The organism is Xanthomonas sp. DAR33341 (genome assembly GCF_003992815.1).
Lineage (GTDB): Bacteria > Pseudomonadota > Gammaproteobacteria > Xanthomonadales > Xanthomonadaceae > Xanthomonas > Xanthomonas cissicola.
In genome coordinates, this window is sequence record NZ_QEYV01000012.1 from 206,927 (window position 1) to 222,945 (window position 16,019).

Genomic DNA, 16,019 nt, shown 5'->3' on the forward strand with positions numbered 1-16,019 from the left:
CGACAGTATAGGGACGCCGGCGGGGCTTTGCCGGGCCTGGGTCGGAGGTGAGTCCGTGTCCGCGGGGACTTGGTTGCAGGCCCATGCGCGACGACCGGGCAGGGCAGGCGCGGACACAACCCCCTGGTGGCTGGCAATCCCATTCCCTGGCATGCATTGCAATCACTTTGGCACGGATTGCATGTCCCGCGCTTGGGTTGGGCGCTACGCTAGTTCCGTCCTCGTCCCAGCCTGGTCATCATCGACTCCCGGTCGCTTTCGCATGGCACGCAACCTCACGTTTTCATTGGACATCGGCTGGCGCACGCTGCTGAAGGACTTCGGCCTGAAGCCCGAGCACGTGCTGCGCAAGGCCGGGCTGCCCGAAGATCTGTTCGCGCGCGTCGGCCGCGGGCTCGATACGGACGAGTATTTCCGCTTCTGGCGGGCGCTGGAACTGGAAGCGGGCGATGCCATGTTTCCCTTGCACTTGGTCGAGATGGTGTCGGCCGAGGTGTTCGATCCGCCCTTGTTCGCCGCCCTGTGCAGCGCCAACCTGATGCAGGCGGTGCAGCGCCTGGCCAAGTACAAGCAACTCGTGGCGCCCATGGGCCTGGAGGTGGACGTGGACCGTGCGGGAGCACTGACGGTGTCGCCACGCTGGTTGTCGGTGCAGACCGAAGTGCCTTACTCACTGCAGGTCGCAGAGGTCGCGTTCTTCCTGCGGCTGGCCCGGCTGGCGACGCGCGAGCCGGTGCAGGCGCTGCGCGTGGTACTGCCGCGGCTTCCGCCCGGCGCCTATGCGCGGCGCTACGAGCGCTTCTTCGGCGTCCCCGTTCGACACGGCGAGGCTCCGGCCATCACCTTCGGCGCCGCCGACGCGCTGCGTCCGTTCCTGACCGTGAACGAAGGCATGTGGCGCGTGTTCGAACCCGATCTGCGCCGCCGGCTCAGCGAACTCGATGCGGCGGCGACGACGGTAGAGCGCGTGCGTGCGGTGCTGCTGGAGTTGCTGCCCAGCAATATGGCCACCATCGAAAAGGCCGCCGAACGCCTGGGGCTCAGCAAGCGCACGTTGCAGCGCCGCCTCGAAGACGAAGGGGCGAATTTTCGCGCCTTGGTCAATGCGACCCGGGAGAGCCTTGCCCGCCATTACCTCGGCAGCACCACGATGACCGGCGGGGAGATCGCGTTCCTGTTGGGGTTCGAAGACCCCAACTCGTTCTATCGCGCCTTCTTGGAATGGACGGGCCAGACGCCGGATACCGCGCGCAACGCCATGCGCCTGAACTGAGAAGCGACAGGGTCCTGGTCTCATGAGGCTCCGTTGCATGCGCTGAGCCGATCAGGCGCCGGACGCCTTGAGGGGGGTGCATCGAGCGCTGCCCTGTGCGTTTCGCCGCTATGGCCAAGGATCTCGAGCGCGCCGACCTCATGCGCGTCGGCCGGCGTGTTGATCGAGCCGGCTGGCGTGCACGATGCCGAGCGGCAAGAGGGGGCTCGGCGCCTGGGGCGCGAGGCTGCTGTCGCGCAACTGCAGACCCTGCGTCCGGTGCCGCAACGCCATGCCCTGACGGCCCAGGTGACGCGGGTGGAGCAGGTAAAAGCGGCACGCTCTAGGGCGAATGAGGTTGGCGCACATTGCCGTTCCTCTGGCGCGAATGGCGAGTTCATCGCAAGGCGAGGCGCTCTATCGTCAGTTCATTCCTCCACTTGAGGTGTCACCATGAACGTTCGGCGCTTTCTTCTTCCCATCGCCATGCTGGTGGGGTTGCTGGTTGGCCAGGCGGCATTCGCGCAGGACGGCTGGTCGCTGGCCAAGGATGCCGAAGGCATCAAGGTCTACGTGCGCAACGTCGAGGGCTCGCCCTCACGCGAATTTCGGGGCGAGGTGCAATTGAAGGCCGCTGCGGACGATGTGGTCAAGGTGCTGCGCGACGCGAATGCCTTCCGCCAGTGGATGCCGGACGTGGCCGCTTCGGAACTGCTGAAGGCCACCGACACCGAGCAGTACCACTATCTGGACAACAGCGCGCCCTGGCCGGTATCCAACCGAGACGGCGTCTACCACTTCACCTATGAAAAGGCCGGCGACGGTGCCATCACCGTGCGTGTGGAGGCAGTCCCGGACTACTTGCCACTGCGCAAGGGCAAGGTGCGCATTCCCCGGGCCAAGGGTCAATGGACGCTGGTGCCGGACGCGGACTGCGTGGACGTCACCTACCAGATGCACGCCTCGCCTGGTGGGTCCATTCCGAGCTGGCTGGCCAACCAGACGGTGGTGGAGACGCCCTTCGGGACGCTCAAGGCGCTGCGAAGCCACTTGCGGCAAGCCCACTGACCAGGCCCATGAACGTCGTGTCGGCCAGCTGTTCGGCAGCGAAAGATTTCACGGATACATCGAAGGCAAAGAGCGCTGGTCGTCGGCTTTTCGATGTCTGAAGAGAATGGCTTGGCCAGTAACGCTGCCATTCCAATCGCACCCAATGTTTCCATGCGGACGAAACGACCAATTCCATGACGCCACAGGACAAGCACATGCCATTCATCGATGCCATGCACATGTACTTTCGAGGGGAAAAAATCGAGGCGATCTATTTCATCGCCGTCACCGGCCTGTTGCTCGTGATCTTCGGAGTCGCGGCCCTGAAGGCCGAGCGCGGAGGGTATGCATGGAGCGTCGTCATACCCTCGATCCTGTTTGGAATCGTGCTGGTCGGCGTAGGCGCCGGCGTTGGCCTGCGCACCGACAAACAGGTCGCCGCGATTGAAAGCGGCTTGCAGGAAAGCCCTTCCATGCTGGTGCAAAAAGAGCTGCCACGCATGCAAAAGGTCAATGCCAATTTTCGCATGACCTACTACGTCCTGGGGCTGGTGGCTGCCTTGGGGCTGATCCTGCACTACGTGGCCGGCCCGGAATGGGGGCGCGGTCTGGGTTCGACGCTGGTGCTGCTGGGGGCCATTGGTTTACTGATCGACGGATTCGCCGAGCGACGTGCAGTGCCCTATACGGCAGCGCTGGTTCGGCTCGATGCAGAGCACCGTCATGCAGATCGGGCCGTGGTGATGCCGGTGCCGAACCCGGCAGCATCGGGTCGTTCTTCAAAACACTAGCTGGAGGGCTGCAGCCATTGCCCCCAGCAGCCACCGGCCTGCTACCGAATGAAGGCCTGCACCAACCAGTGACCGCGCCCAAAGCAGAACAGCGGGCTGCAATGGGCTGGACGGACGGCTCGACCAGATCGCCGGGTCCACCGAATGCGATGGTTGCGATGCATGGCGCGAAATGTCAGCACTCTGGCGCCGATTGCAAGTCGAGTCTGCTCGCGCATCCGGAGAATGGACTTCATCCATTCAATCGAGGTGTCACATGTTCGTCAAAGGAAAGAAAACCGCCTTGGTCACCGGTGCGTCGTCGGGCATGGGCAAAGCCATTGCGCACCGTCTCATCCAGGATGGCTATCAGGCCTACGTAGCGGCGCGCAACGTCGACAGGATGGCGGATTTGGCCCTGCTGGGCGCACACCTCCTGTGCATGGACGTCTCCAGGGACGACGACATCGTCGCCGGCGTCAACGCGATCCTGGCCCAGACGGGCGGCGTGGATGTGTTGGTCAACAATGCAGGCTTTGGACTGTACGGGCCGATCGAGGAAATCGGGATCCACGAAGCGCGCTACCAGTTCGAAGTCAATCTGTTCGGTGCCGCCCGGCTCACCCAACTGCTGCTGCCCGCGATGCGCTCCAAGCGCGCCGGGCATATCGTCAACATCACCTCGATGGGCGGCAAGATGTACAGCATCCTGGGTGCGTGGTACCACGCGACCAAACATGCGCTGGAAGGCTGGTCTGATTGTTTGCGCCTGGAGGTCGCCGAGTTCGGCATCAAGGTCGTGATCGTCGAACCTGGCGTGATCGAGACGGGCTTCGGCGATGCCGCCACCGACAGCATCGCCAAGCGCTCGGCCAGCGGCCCCTATGGCCGGCTGGTGCAGATGGTGACCAAATCGATCGACACCACGTACGGACATGGCAAGGGCAGCGATCCGCGCGTGATCGCAGACGTGGTCTCCAAGGCGGTGGCCAGCAACAACCCGCGTACGCGCTATGCGGCCGGCAAGTTCGCCAAGATGCTGATCCGCATGCGCGTCTGGCTCGGCGATCGCATGTTCGACCGCATCATCGTGAGCCAGACGCGCTGAGAACGGAGCTGGCTTGCGCTGATCAATGCCAAGTCATGATGTTAACGGGAATGCGATTTATTGCAGTGGGCTGGCAGTGGCTCGCAAGACACCCGGCGCGCCGCGATCGGAGCGCCGGTGATCGTCCTCAGTTCAGCAACTGGCAACTGGCCGGCCTGGCCGAGTTGAACAGGCTGGCGGTGGCCCATTCGGGGTGATCCACGAACGGGTTGCGGTTGCCCTGGAAGCTGAAGATCACCTCGTTGCGGGCGCGCTCGGCGTCGTCCGGCGGGTCGGCCTGATGCCAGGCCAGCAGGGTGGAGAGCAGGCCCATGTACGCCGGCGAGGCCGCGGTCTGCACGATCTTGCTGCGGTCGTCGGTGAGCTCCAGGTCCGGCTCGGATTGCCCGGTGGTCGCATCCAGGCCGCCTTCGTAGCGGATGGCCATGTACATCACCGCGCGCGCCATGTCGCCCTTGCGCCGGCCCCACACCTCGAAGGTGCCGCTGTTGCCGTCGGGCGTGCGTACCCAGTTGGAATTGCCCGGGTAACGCCCGCTGCCGCCGCCACTGCCGTCGTTGACTTCGGTCACCCGCTCGCCGCAGCTGCTGGTGCAGGTGGCATAGGGCTTGTTGCCGCGGTCTGCGTTGAAGCTGGTGTCGGTCAGGTACAGCATGTGGGTGTCGGTGTAGGGCGCGTACGGCAGGCCGCGGTCGCCGGTGGCGCTGCCGAAGCCCAGCGAGTTGGGCCAGGTGTGCTCGCGGTTGTAGGTGAGCCCGCTGCCGGTGCCGGCGCGGTCGCTGACCTTGGCGTAGCTGCGGTTGCGGTAGGCGTCCAGGATGCGGCCGCTGTTGTTGGGATCCTCGTCGGCCATCTCCAGGATGGTCCAGGTGCTGGTGCCGCTGCCGCTGTACGGGTAGACCGTGTGCCCCTTGATGGTGGCGTGCAGCGAGCAGCGCAGCTGGCTGGCGTTGGTGGCATTGACCCGCGCGTAGTAACCGGTGCCGCCGCCGCTGGCGGTGGCCACGGTGAAGGCGATGGACTGGTTGGCGGCCGGGCTCAGGCCGCTGGCATCGCGGATGGCGCTGGCGGTAATGGCCAGCGTGCAGCGCTCGCCGCCGACCAGGGCGGTGTTGGTGGACAGGGTGAAGCGGGTGCCGCTGGTCGGGTATGTCAATGCCACGTTGCCGGAGCTGGCGCAGCTCAGCGCAAACGCACCGCTGCCCAGCGTCACCGCCTCGCTGAAGCCCACGGCCAGATCGCCGGCGGCCGGGAAGCCGGTGGCGCCTTGCGTCGGTGTGGTGCTGCTGATGGTGGGAGCGCCGGTGCTGCTGCCGCCGTCGCTGCCGGTGAAGGTCTGGCCGCGGTTGCAGGCGCCGAAGGTCTGCGCCGCCGAGCCGGCCCAGCTGAAGTTGGCCGCGCTGCTGCCGGTGCCGGTCAGTTGCAGCGAACTGCCGACCGCGGTGCTGTTGCTCTCGCTCACCGGCAGGTTCTGGCTGGTCACGCCGGCCGCCGGGCCGCCGCTGCCGGTGATGGCGCCTTCGTAACTGAGGAACTGCACCAACTGCCCGTTGGGGTCGACCAGCGCCACGCCGTCGTTGGGGCCGTTCTGCACGCCGTTGCTTGCGTAGCTCACCGTGGCCAGACGCACCTGGCTGCCGCAGCTCACCACCGTGCCGGCCGGCAGCGTCGTGTTGGCATAGACCACTGCCGCACTGGGGGCAGCGCCGTTGTACAGGTAGATGCGGTAACCGCTCAGCGACTCGCCGGCGGTGGCCACCACTTCCACGCCTTCGCCGCTGTCGCCGGAGGCGCCCGCGTCGTCGTAGTGCAGTTCGTTGATGAAGACCGCCGCATCGGCGGAGGTGGCACCGAGCGCGAACGCGCAGGCCAGGGGAAGGGTGCAACGCAGGGACACGAAACGGGACGGCAACCTCATCGACAGCTCCTTGTGATCGGGGAATGCGTTCCCGACTGTAAGGCGCGCGCATGACAAGCGATGGAACCTGGTTCCATTTCTAGAGCGCTCAACAAACTGCTGCGCGTCTGCCAGCGGGCGCGGCCGGTGCTCGGAACCGGCATGTACCACGCGTACACGCCGGTTCCTGCGCGCCGTCCGCCCCACCTGACGACCGCTCGCTCTGTTTTGTCTGCCGCCCTCGGCGTTCGGAGAGAAGCGGTCAGCGAAAAATTTTTGCCGCCAGCCCTTGAAAGCCGCCCACGCAGCACAATCTTTGGCCCGCACCCGCTTTGTCGGGTTTTTTCCGCGCGCTGTGCTGGCAGTCGTCATGTACGAGTGCTAACATCGCCGATAATTTCCAGGCCAATCAAACACTTAAGAGGTCTTCTCTATGAGCATCAAGCCGCTTCACGACCGCGTTGTAGTCAAGCCGATCGAAGCCGACGAAGTTTCCGCCGGCGGCATCGTGATTCCGGACTCCGCCAAGGAAAAGTCCACCAAGGGTGAAGTCGTCGCGATCGGCGCCGGCAAGCCGCTGGACAACGGCAGCCTGCGCGCGCCGGTGGTCAAGGTTGGCGACAAGGTCATCTACGGCCAGTACGCCGGCAGCAGCTACAAGTCCGAAGGCGTCGAGTACAAGGTGCTGCGCGAAGACGACATCCTGGCCGTCATCGGCTGATCAGGCGCTATGCGCCGGGAATCGGGAGTTGGGAATCGGGAATGGGCAAAGCGGCTAGCGTCCTTCGCCATCCCACCCCACCCCGATTCACGCTGTTGATCTACCGATTCCCCATTTCCCATTCCCAATTTCCGGAGTAACAACCAATGGCTGCTAAAGACATTCGTTTCGGTGAAGACGCACGTACCCGCATGGTTCGTGGCGTCAACGTGCTTGCCAATGCCGTGAAGGCAACCCTGGGCCCGAAGGGCCGCAACGTCGTGCTCGAGAAGAGCTTCGGCGCGCCGACCATCACCAAGGACGGCGTCTCCGTCGCCAAGGAAATCGAACTGGCTGACAAGTTCGAGAACATGGGCGCGCAGATGGTCAAGGAAGTCGCTTCCAAGACCAACGACAACGCCGGCGACGGCACCACCACCGCCACCGTGCTGGCCCAGGCCCTGATTCGCGAAGGCGCCAAGGCTGTGGCCGCCGGCATGAACCCGATGGACCTCAAGCGCGGTATCGACCAGGCCGTCAAGGCTGCGGTCGTCGAGCTGAAGAACATCTCCAAGCCCACCACCGACGACAAGGCGATCGCCCAGGTCGGCACCATCTCGGCCAACTCGGACGAGTCGATCGGCAACATCATTGCCGAAGCGATGAAGAAGGTCGGCAAGGAAGGCGTGATCACCGTTGAAGAAGGCTCGGGCCTGGAAAACGAGCTGGACGTGGTCGAGGGCATGCAGTTCGACCGCGGCTATCTCTCCCCGTACTTCATCAACAACCAGCAGAGCCAGTCGGCCGATCTGGACGACCCGTTCATCCTGCTGCACGACAAGAAGATCTCCAACGTGCGTGACCTGCTGCCCGTGCTGGAAGGCGTGGCCAAGGCCGGCAAGCCGCTGCTGATCGTCGCCGAAGAAGTCGAAGGCGAAGCGCTGGCGACCCTGGTGGTCAACACCATCCGCGGCATCGTCAAGGTCGTGGCCGTCAAGGCGCCGGGCTTCGGCGACCGTCGCAAGGCGATGCTGGAAGACATGGCCGTGCTGACCGGCGGTACCGTGATCTCCGAGGAAGTGGGTCTGGCGCTTGAGAAGGCGACCATCAAGGACCTGGGCCGCGCCAAGAAGGTGCAGGTTTCCAAGGAAAACACCACGATCATCGACGGCGCTGGCGATTCGGCCGCGATCGAGTCGCGCGTGGGCCAGATCAAGACCCAGATCGAAGACACCTCGTCCGATTACGACCGCGAGAAGCTGCAGGAGCGCGTGGCCAAGCTGGCCGGTGGCGTTGCGGTGATCAAGGTGGGCGCCTCGACCGAAATCGAAATGAAGGAAAAGAAGGCGCGCGTCGAAGACGCCCTGCACGCCACCCGTGCAGCCGTCGAAGAAGGCGTGGTCCCGGGCGGCGGCGTGGCCCTGGTGCGTGCGCTGGTGGCCGTGGGTGACCTGAAGGGCGCCAACGAAGACCAGACCCACGGCATCCAGATCGCCCTGCGCGCCATGGAAGCCCCGCTGCGCGAGATCGTGGCCAATGCCGGCGAAGAGCCCTCCGTGATCCTGAACAAGGTCAAGGAAGGCACCGGCAACTACGGCTACAACGCCGCCAACGGCGAGTTCGGCGACATGGTCGAATTCGGCATCCTGGACCCGACCAAGGTGACCCGCTCTGCGCTGCAGAACGCCGCCTCGATCGCCGGCCTGATGATCACCACCGAAGCCATGGTGGCCGATGCACCGAAGAAGGACGAGCCGGCACTGCCGGCCGGCGGTGGCATGGGCGGCATGGGCGGCATGGATTTCTGATCCAGGCTACTTAGGCTGTTGCAGTAAAAAAAACCCCGCCCAACGGCGGGGTTTTTTATGCGCGTAACTTGCGCATGCACGCGGCAGTTGCCGATTACCGGCGGTCGTACCGTCAGGACGAAGGCGCAGTGCTGGCTGCGGCCTGATCCGGCGACGGATGCGTGCGCGCAGGCGAGCGCTGCTCGGGCGATGCGTTGCCTGCGGCCAACTCGGCCTCGTCGTTTGCCTCGGTGATCTCGGTGATGGTGACGCTGCTGCTGGGGGTGGTCTGCGCCTGCGCCTGCGCGCCGGCGTCCTCGATGACCTGCAGGGCGATATCGCCGACCCGCTGCGCGTACTCCTGCGCGTGTTCCGGCGACAGGCTTTGCACATATCTCGCGGTGTCTTGCGCGTGCTGGATGAGCTCCTCGGGCGAGGACGGCATGCGGGTTGCGAGCGCGGTACCGTCGGGGCCCTTGACCATACGCATGATCTGACCTCCGCCCCAGTTCATCGCCAGTTCCGCGCCACGTGCCATGGGGCCCGGCATGGTCATCGCCATCAGCGACATGATCGCGCCGGCGTAGTAGGGCGATGAGGATGAGGCTTCGATCAGACTCTTGTCTGCGAAGGTTTTGGACAGTTTCTCCACGCCCAGGGCCAGCGCCATCACCAGGCTGCTGGAGCACATGGCCTTGAAACGCTCCATTGCGTCCTGACGGGTCGCATGTGCGTTGACCGCCGACTGCATCATCACGGTCGTTACAAGGATAGAGTCGGCGACCAGGTCGACCGTGCCGATGCGGTCGGGCTGGATCAGGTAGACCGTCAGCCCGGTCACTCCGGCTCCCAGCAATGCCAATGCCAACTTGGGCGCGATGTCGTGGTTGGTCACCTGGCGCGGGATGGTGGCTGGCTCGTCCTGTTCCACTTGCAGCGCAGTGCTCAGTCGCTTGCTGCATTGGTCCAGCGTCTCCAGCAGGTGCGTGCACTGGGCATTGAGCGTGCGGGTGAGCTCGTGCCCTTGGCTTGGGTCGGTGAACTCGCGACGCGCCTGTTGAAACGCTTCCCGGCCGCTCTCCAGAGCGGCGGTGATCTCGTTGAGTTGCGTGCGCAGTTGCGCGCTGATCTGGCCGGGCGTCAGGCGTGCACGCAACCGTTGCGCCTGGCGCTGAAAACCGGCGTTTTCTGCAATGCCGGCGCCCAGATGCGACAGCTTGTGCTGAAGTCGATTGCCAAGCACGTTGAGGCTGTTCCAGAGGAAGGGCGTCAGCACCATCGCCGCGCACGCCGTCGATGCGGCCGCGGCAAATCCCAGGTTGTTTTCCACTGTTTCGGCTTGGTGCCGCACGGATGGATTGCCGAATTTCTTGGGCAGTTCGGTGGTGAGAAACAATCCGTTGAGCAGAACGGAATAAAAGTGCATTTCGTTGGCGTCGCGCCCCAGCTGCCCGCCCATCAGCGGGAACGGAAGCCCGTCGGCGGTGGGACGCAGCGCAGATGCCGAGAGCGTCATCACGCCCTTGGTTGCGGCGGCGATGGAATAGGCGAAGGTCTTGGCCTGGTTGCCCAGCAACGGACTGGGGACCACCAGGGGCCAGAGATTGACCAGGTTGGCCAGCGACTTCAGCACCCGCCCGGTCGCAGGTGTGCCGTGCTCCAGCGGCTGCAGCGCGTCTTCCACGGCCTTGATGTCGCCCAGCACTTGCTGACGGAAGCGTGCTTCCAGACCGGTTGCCGCTTCGATGGCGTCGCGCAGCTGCGTGATCTGCTGGCGGCACGCGGCCAGACTGTGCGGGGTGCTCTGTTCCGGGTCGGTGTGGCGCACCATCTGCAAGAATGCGGGATCGTCCGCATGGATCTGCAGCATGGTGCGCAGATCCGCTAGCGACCAGAGATTGGACGCCCCCTTCGAGACCGCATCGTAAGCCTGCTGAACGCCGCTTGCCAATGCCGCGTTTGCGCGTGCGGCAAGCGTTGCGGCGGTGGACGGGCCTGCGGCGCGTTCGGGTGAGTGGGCCTGCGGTTCAGGGTCGTGCGAGGGCACCGGCGAAGCGCCGTGCTCGGAATCGGCGGTGGACGCGTGCGAACGGCTGCGGGGAGTGAGCGCCGACAAGCTGGGGTGGATCGGCGTTTGCGTCGGCGATGTGGCGTCGGTGACGGGAGCATTGTCGGTATAGATGTCCTGCAATGGCGCCAGAGAAGAGGGCCCTGCGGTTTGCTGTTGCTTGATCTCCATGGTGGGTTTCCTTGATGAGGAGGAGCGGCCAACTCGTACTGGCTGGCGCACATGCATCATTCGAACAAGCCTGCCCGGCCGGCATAGCGCGGCGCGAACTACTGCGTTGCAGAAAGAACCGACCAGGCAGGACGGTGGCAACTTGTGATCGCAAGACAGGTTGCTGCCGCGCATGGTCGAGTGCGCTGGGAGGGCAGAAGTCGCGGTGGGGGCAGCCCCAACCTGCCGGATAGTCGATCGCCGTCACACTCTGCGGCCACCTGTTGACACCGATGTCATCGCAGCCTTAGCGTCGCTGGGCAGGCGTTTGCGCCGAGCGGTCGGGGGGCCATCGGACAAGGGGCAGCGATGCACGCATCGCTGGCAGGCGTCGTTGCAGCGCATCGCCACGCCGGCCACGTCCGGCCTCTCCCGGGGATCTTATGAACTGCCGCAGTCATCGCCTTGCCTTGTCGATTTCCGTCTCCCTTGCCGTGACTGCCGCGTGCGCGCCGCCGCTCATGGCCCAGCAAACCGAACCCGATGCCACGCGCGCCACCTCCACGCTGGATGCGGTCAGCGTCACCGGCTCGCGCATCAAGCGCGCGCAGGTCGAAGGGGCGCAACCGGTGGTCACCATCAGCGCGCAGCAGATCCAGCAGGAAGGCTTCGCCACCGTCTACGACGTGCTCAACAGCATGAATCAGCAGGGCTCGGTGGAAGCCGATACCCAGTGGGGTTCGCATACGCCCAACGCCTCGCCGATCAACCTGCGCGACCTCGGGCCGGGGCGGACGCTGCTGCTGGTCAACGGCCATCGCGTGGCCGATTACCCGCTGCCCTACGGCGGCGAAAGCAACTTCTCCAACTACAGCAATATTCCTTCCGCTGCGGTGGAGCGCATCGACATCCTCACCGGCGGCGCGTCGGCGATTTACGGCTCGGACGCAGTGGCCGGCGTGATCAACGTGATCCTCAAGCGCGACTATCAGGGCGACCAGGTGCGCCTGCGCGGCGGCACCGCCGCCGAAGGTGGGCGCGACAGTTTCGACGTGTCCTGGGCCGGCGGGCGCACCGGCGAGAACTGGAGCCTGACCTACGCGCTGCAGGCGACCAAGCGCGACCCGTTGAGCGGACGCGATCGCCCTGAAATGGACGATTCGGACGACATGTCCTACTCCAACTGGACCGGCCAGAACCGCCTGTACGGCTTCAATCCGTTCACCGGTTTGAGCCTGATCGATGCCAACACCAACGAGCGTCTGGCACCGCCTGCCGGCACCTGCGCGCGCTTTGGCGGTGAGTTCATCGACGGGCAGCGGCTGAGCTACAACCAGAACACCGGCGCGCTCACCAATGCCGGCAGTTACTGCGGCGTGGCGCGCGATTACGGCGACTGGGGCCTGGTCACCGGCAGCGAGGATTATTCGGCGTATCTCTACGGCACCTGGAAGTTCGGCGAACACACCGAAGCCTGGGCCACGCTGTCCGCCAACCGCAGCATCGGCCGCTGGACCTACGACCCGCCGTACGCGTATCTGGGCCCGTTCCAGGACGCGGCCACCGGGCGTTCGTTGAACCTGATCCGCCAGCTGACCCGGCGCGAAGCCGGTGGCTGGGACCGGCTTGCCAACTACAACAAGGAGCAGTCCTGGGATCTGAGCGCCGGCTTGCGCGGCGTGTGGGCTGGCCGTTTCGATTGGGAATTGAGCGTGGGCCGCTCGCGCTACACCGTCGACGAATACATTCGCACCGTGGACACCGCGCGCGCCACCGACTACTTCCTCGGCAGCTCCCTCGGCACTGCCGCCGATGGCACGTCGATCTATGCGATCAACCAAGCGCGCTTGTATACGCCACTTTCAATGGACCAATACGACGCGCTGGTCGCCAAATCGCACAACTCGGCGTATTCGTGGGTCAATCAAGCCAGCTTCAGCGTGAGCGGCGATGTGGTGCAGGGCTGGGCCGGGCCGATCCGCTTCGCCACCGTGGCCGAAGTGGCAAAGCAGGGCTATCAACTCTCGCCCGACCCGTGCGCCAACGAGTGCTACCCGGTGGATGTGGTGGACAGCGGCGGCGGCGAACGCATGCGCAGTTCGGCCGGCCTTGAATTCCAGATTCCGTTGCTCTCCACGTTGAGTGCGAATGTGGCAGGTCGCTACGACCGCTACGGCAATTACCGTTCTTCGGCCGCCATCCCCACCGATGTGGGCACGCAGAGCGACACCACCTGGAGCGCAGGCCTGGAATGGCGGCCGGTGGAAAGCTTGCTGGTGCGCAGCACGGTGGCCACCAGCTTCCGCGCGCCGGACATGCATTACGTGCTGGGCGAACCCAGTTCCACCAACCAGACGGTGATCGATCAGTACCGCTGCATTTCCTCGGGCGCGTACCTGACCGGCGGCTGCAACGACGAGAACAACAACATTTTCTACACCGTGGATGTCAATCGTCGCGGCACCCCGGATCTACGCTCGGAAACCGGCCGCTCGTTCACCGGTGGCATCGTGTGGGACATCGCACAAGGCTTGTCGTTGAGCGTGGATTACTACCGCATCCAGCTGGAGGAAATGATCAAGGATCTGGACCGCGACGAGATCCTGTCGGCCGAAGCCGGCTGCCGTACCGGCACCACCATTAGCGGCGGCACCTGGAACAATCCGGGCGGCGCTGGCTATTGCGACACCATCACCTCGCGCGTGATGCGCAATGCCGATGGCACCATCGCCAGCATCGAGCGCGGCCCGATCAACCTGGCGCAGATGGAAACCTCCGGTATCGACGCCGCGCTGAAGTATCGCCTGGCTACCGCAGGCTGGGGCAACTTCCAGTTGTCGCTGGACTACAACAACCTGATCGCCTATCGCGAGCAGATCTACCGCACCGACAGCGACGAAAACCGCCGCGACGAACGCGTGCGCAGCCGCGTGCGTGGCAGCGTGCATTGGGACAACGGCGGCGCCTGGGACTGGACCGTGTACTTCCGCCGGATCGGCTCCATGCGCGCCGTCAACTGGGGCACCTGCGAACGCTTCGACGACGGCTATCAACCCAGCGCCTCCGATGCGTGCCTGGTGACCGACACCGCCAACGTGCATCTGGGCGAAACCAGCAAGCGCTACTTCGGCCGCGTGGGCCCGGCGATCTACTGGAACCTGAGCACCGGTTACAAGATCACCGACCACGCCAAGGTCAATTTCTACGTCAACAACCTCTTCAACGAAGTGGGCTACGACCACAAGGAACGCTTCTACGGTTACGGCTTCTACAACACCACCCTGTTCAACCCGATCGGTCGCGAAGTGGCTGCCGAATACGTGTTTACGTTCTGAGTGAGTGCGGCGCCTGCGCACGCCACGGTGGTTGCCGTGGCGTGCGGATGTCTTGTGTCTGCACTGCTTTCGGCAGGCCGCAAGACCTGGCGAGATGACCAGCTCGATCAGCGCGTCATCGATTGTTTGCATCGCGCCGATTGGCGGCAGCGCTATCGCCGCCCGTTGGATTGGCGATCGCCCCGGAACCTGTGCCGACTTCACCGCTCCGGCCGCATGCATTTCAACGCGGGGTTGTGCTGGAGCCTGTGGAGGGACGTTCGCTTCCACCTGCGCCCGGTCCGTTGCCGATGAAACAGTGGCAACGCGCAAACGTGCGTGGTATCAATGCATCCCATGAACGCACCCCGCAGCCAGTTTTACTTTTGGTACTACGGTTTTCCGATGCCGCTGGCGGAGGAAGGATTGCGCTCACCCTGAAGGAAACTTCAGCAGCATTCCCGAAAAGCCGCCAGCGCACACCTGGCGGCTTTTTTGTTGCCGCCGCGCCTGGTTCCCTGATGCAACACCGCCCACCGAGACACTGTTATGCCGCCCGTCACCGATGACCTGCGTATCCGCAAGATCGAAGCCCTCGCACCGCCCGCGCAGCTGCTGTCGCTGCTGCCCTGCGATGAGCGCGCCTCCGAAACCGTGACCAACGCGCGCGCCGCGCTGCACGACATCCTGCACGGGCGCGACGACCGCCTGGCCGTGGTGATCGGGCCATGCTCGATCCACGACCCGGTCGCGGCGATGGAGTACGCGCAACGCCTGCGCCCGTTGCGCGATCAGTTCGGCGACGCGCTGGAGATCGTGATGCGGGTGTACTTCGAAAAGCCGCGCACCACCATCGGCTGGAAGGGCTTGATCAACGATCCGGACCTGGACGGCAGCTTCCAGATCAACAAGGGCCTGCGCGTGGCGCGTGGCCTGCTGCGCGATATCAACAATCTCGGCCTGCCGGCCGGCGTGGAATTTCTCGACATCATTTCGCCGCAATACATCGCCGACCTGGTGGCCTGGGGCGCGATCGGCGCACGCACCACCGAGAGCCAGGTGCATCGCGAAATGGCGTCCGGGCTGTCATGCCCGGTGGGCTTCAAGAACGGCACCGGTGGCGACGTCAAGATTGCGGTGGACGCGGTGGGCGCGGCCTCGCATCCGCATCATTTCCTGGCCGTGACCAAAGACGGACATACCGCCGTGGCAGCGACGGCGGGCAATCCGGATTGCCATGTGATCCTGCGCGGCGGCAAACAGCCCAACTTCGATGCGGCCAATGTGGAAGCGGCCAGCCAGGTGCTCAATGCATCCGGCCTGCCCGCGCGCCTGATGATCGATGCCAGCCACGCCAACAGCAGCAAGAATCCCGAGAACCAGCCCAAGGTCGTCGAGGACATCGCCAACCAGCTGGAAGGCGGCGAAACACGCATCGTCGGCGTGATGGTGGAAAGTCATCTGGTCGGTGGGCGCCAGGACCTCTTGCCGGGGTGCGAGCTGACCTACGGCCAGAGCATTACCGACGGCTGCATCGGCTGGGACAGTTCGGTGCAGGTGCTGGAACGCCTGGCGACCGCAGTGCGCGCACGGCGCATGCGCCGGATTGCCGAGGCTGCATGAGTTGCGGCGCAGCAGCATCGGCAGAACACTTGCTGATGCTGCATGGGGCGTCGCCCACTCGAAATCACGGCGAGGCAGCGCGTTGGCTGGTCTGCGGCGTCGCGCATCCCTGATTCGGCGCTATGCGCCACCTTGGCCAATGGGAAAGGATCTTGCGGCTGGCACGTGCGTCGGTGCAGCAAGCGTCGGTAACTGCGCAGGCAATGACGTGGGTGTGCGCTAGACGCTCGGGCCACTCCTCACCGAGGCGGGACGGCTGGCTGGTGCGCCGCTGTCGCGCAGGTGCAGCACGTCCAACAT

Annotated in this window: 10 protein-coding genes and 1 other RNA gene; 9 read left to right on the forward strand and 2 right to left on the reverse strand. The window is 64.7% G+C overall.

The window, feature by feature from the left end:
* Positions 1-286: 286 nt before the first annotated feature.
* The 4 genes from EO156_RS02970 to EO156_RS02995 all read left to right on the forward strand — a co-directional run bounded on the left by EO156_RS02970 (position 287) and on the right by EO156_RS02995 (position 4,180).
* Entirely contained in the window at positions 287-1,273 is a 987-nt protein-coding gene (locus EO156_RS02970) for an AraC family transcriptional regulator (RefSeq protein ID WP_234746883.1), read from the forward strand.
* A gap of 432 nt (positions 1,274-1,705) precedes the next feature.
* Positions 1,706-2,320 (forward strand): START domain-containing protein, encoded by a 615-nt coding sequence (locus EO156_RS02980; RefSeq protein WP_026006942.1) that lies wholly within the window; start codon positions 1,706-1,708, stop codon positions 2,318-2,320.
* 197 nt (positions 2,321-2,517) lie between these two features.
* Positions 2,518-3,093 (forward strand): hypothetical protein, encoded by a 576-nt coding sequence (locus tag EO156_RS02990; protein WP_230577985.1) that lies wholly within the window; start codon positions 2,518-2,520, stop codon positions 3,091-3,093.
* Between the two features lie 256 nt (positions 3,094-3,349).
* Positions 3,350-4,180 (forward strand): oxidoreductase, encoded by an 831-nt coding sequence (locus EO156_RS02995; RefSeq protein ID WP_016849644.1) that lies wholly within the window; start codon positions 3,350-3,352, stop codon positions 4,178-4,180.
* 127 nt (positions 4,181-4,307) lie between these two features.
* Here the strand turns inward: EO156_RS02995 and EO156_RS03000 are convergent, their stop codons facing one another.
* Positions 4,308-6,098 (reverse strand): endonuclease, encoded by a 1,791-nt coding sequence (locus EO156_RS03000; RefSeq protein WP_016849645.1) that lies wholly within the window; start codon positions 6,096-6,098, stop codon positions 4,308-4,310.
* A gap of 141 nt (positions 6,099-6,239) precedes the next feature.
* Here EO156_RS03000 and EO156_RS03005 point away from each other — a divergent pair.
* The 3 genes from EO156_RS03005 to groL all read left to right on the forward strand — a co-directional run bounded on the left by EO156_RS03005 (position 6,240) and on the right by groL (position 8,585).
* Positions 6,240-6,314, forward strand: a non-coding RNA gene (locus EO156_RS03005) — sX9 sRNA.
* Positions 6,315-6,510: 196 nt separating this feature from the next.
* On the forward strand, positions 6,511-6,798 hold the full coding sequence (locus EO156_RS03010; RefSeq protein ID WP_003483210.1) for a co-chaperone GroES: 288 nt from the start codon (positions 6,511-6,513) through the stop codon (positions 6,796-6,798).
* Positions 6,799-6,944: 146 nt separating this feature from the next.
* Positions 6,945-8,585 carry a chaperonin GroEL gene (gene groL, locus EO156_RS03015; RefSeq protein WP_003483213.1) on the forward strand — a complete coding sequence of 547 codons (1,641 nt, stop codon included), beginning with the start codon at positions 6,945-6,947 and terminating at the stop codon, positions 8,583-8,585.
* Positions 8,586-8,697: 112 nt separating this feature from the next.
* Here groL and xopX read toward each other — a convergent pair whose 3' ends face one another.
* Positions 8,698-10,803, reverse strand: coding sequence for a XopX family type III secretion system effector (xopX, locus tag EO156_RS03020; RefSeq protein ID WP_016849646.1), 2,106 nt, complete (start codon positions 10,801-10,803; stop codon positions 8,698-8,700).
* A gap of 500 nt (positions 10,804-11,303) precedes the next feature.
* Between xopX and EO156_RS03025 the strand changes: the two genes are divergently transcribed.
* Both EO156_RS03025 and EO156_RS03030 read left to right on the forward strand, forming a co-directional pair.
* On the forward strand, positions 11,304-14,117 hold the full coding sequence (locus EO156_RS03025; RefSeq protein ID WP_029827967.1) for a TonB-dependent receptor: 2,814 nt from the start codon (positions 11,304-11,306) through the stop codon (positions 14,115-14,117).
* Positions 14,118-14,645: 528 nt separating this feature from the next.
* Positions 14,646-15,719: a 3-deoxy-7-phosphoheptulonate synthase gene (locus tag EO156_RS03030; protein ID WP_011050379.1), complete on the forward strand. Its 1,074-nt coding sequence runs from the start codon at positions 14,646-14,648 to the stop codon at positions 15,717-15,719.
* Positions 15,720-16,019: the final 300 nt, after the last annotated feature.

Bases quoted from the DNA above. Each gene is read 5' to 3' on its own strand.
- EO156_RS02980 (WP_026006942.1), top strand. From the start codon at position 1,706: ATGAACGTTCGGCGCTTTCTTCTTCCCATCGCCATGCTGGTGGGGTTG.
- EO156_RS02995 (WP_016849644.1), top strand. From the start codon at position 3,350: ATGTTCGTCAAAGGAAAGAAAACCGCCTTGGTCACCGGTGCGTCGTCG.
- groL (WP_003483213.1), top strand. From the start codon at position 6,945: ATGGCTGCTAAAGACATTCGTTTCGGTGAAGACGCACGTACCCGCATG.
- EO156_RS03025 (WP_029827967.1), top strand. From the start codon at position 11,304: ATGGCCCAGCAAACCGAACCCGATGCCACGCGCGCCACCTCCACGCTG.
- EO156_RS02990 (WP_230577985.1), top strand. From the start codon at position 2,518: ATGCCATTCATCGATGCCATGCACATGTACTTTCGAGGGGAAAAAATC.
- xopX (WP_016849646.1), bottom strand. From the start codon at position 10,803: ATGGAGATCAAGCAACAGCAAACCGCAGGGCCCTCTTCTCTGGCGCCA.
- EO156_RS03000 (WP_016849645.1), bottom strand. From the start codon at position 6,098: ATGAGGTTGCCGTCCCGTTTCGTGTCCCTGCGTTGCACCCTTCCCCTG.
- EO156_RS03030 (WP_011050379.1), top strand. From the start codon at position 14,646: ATGCCGCCCGTCACCGATGACCTGCGTATCCGCAAGATCGAAGCCCTC.
- EO156_RS03010 (WP_003483210.1), top strand. From the start codon at position 6,511: ATGAGCATCAAGCCGCTTCACGACCGCGTTGTAGTCAAGCCGATCGAA.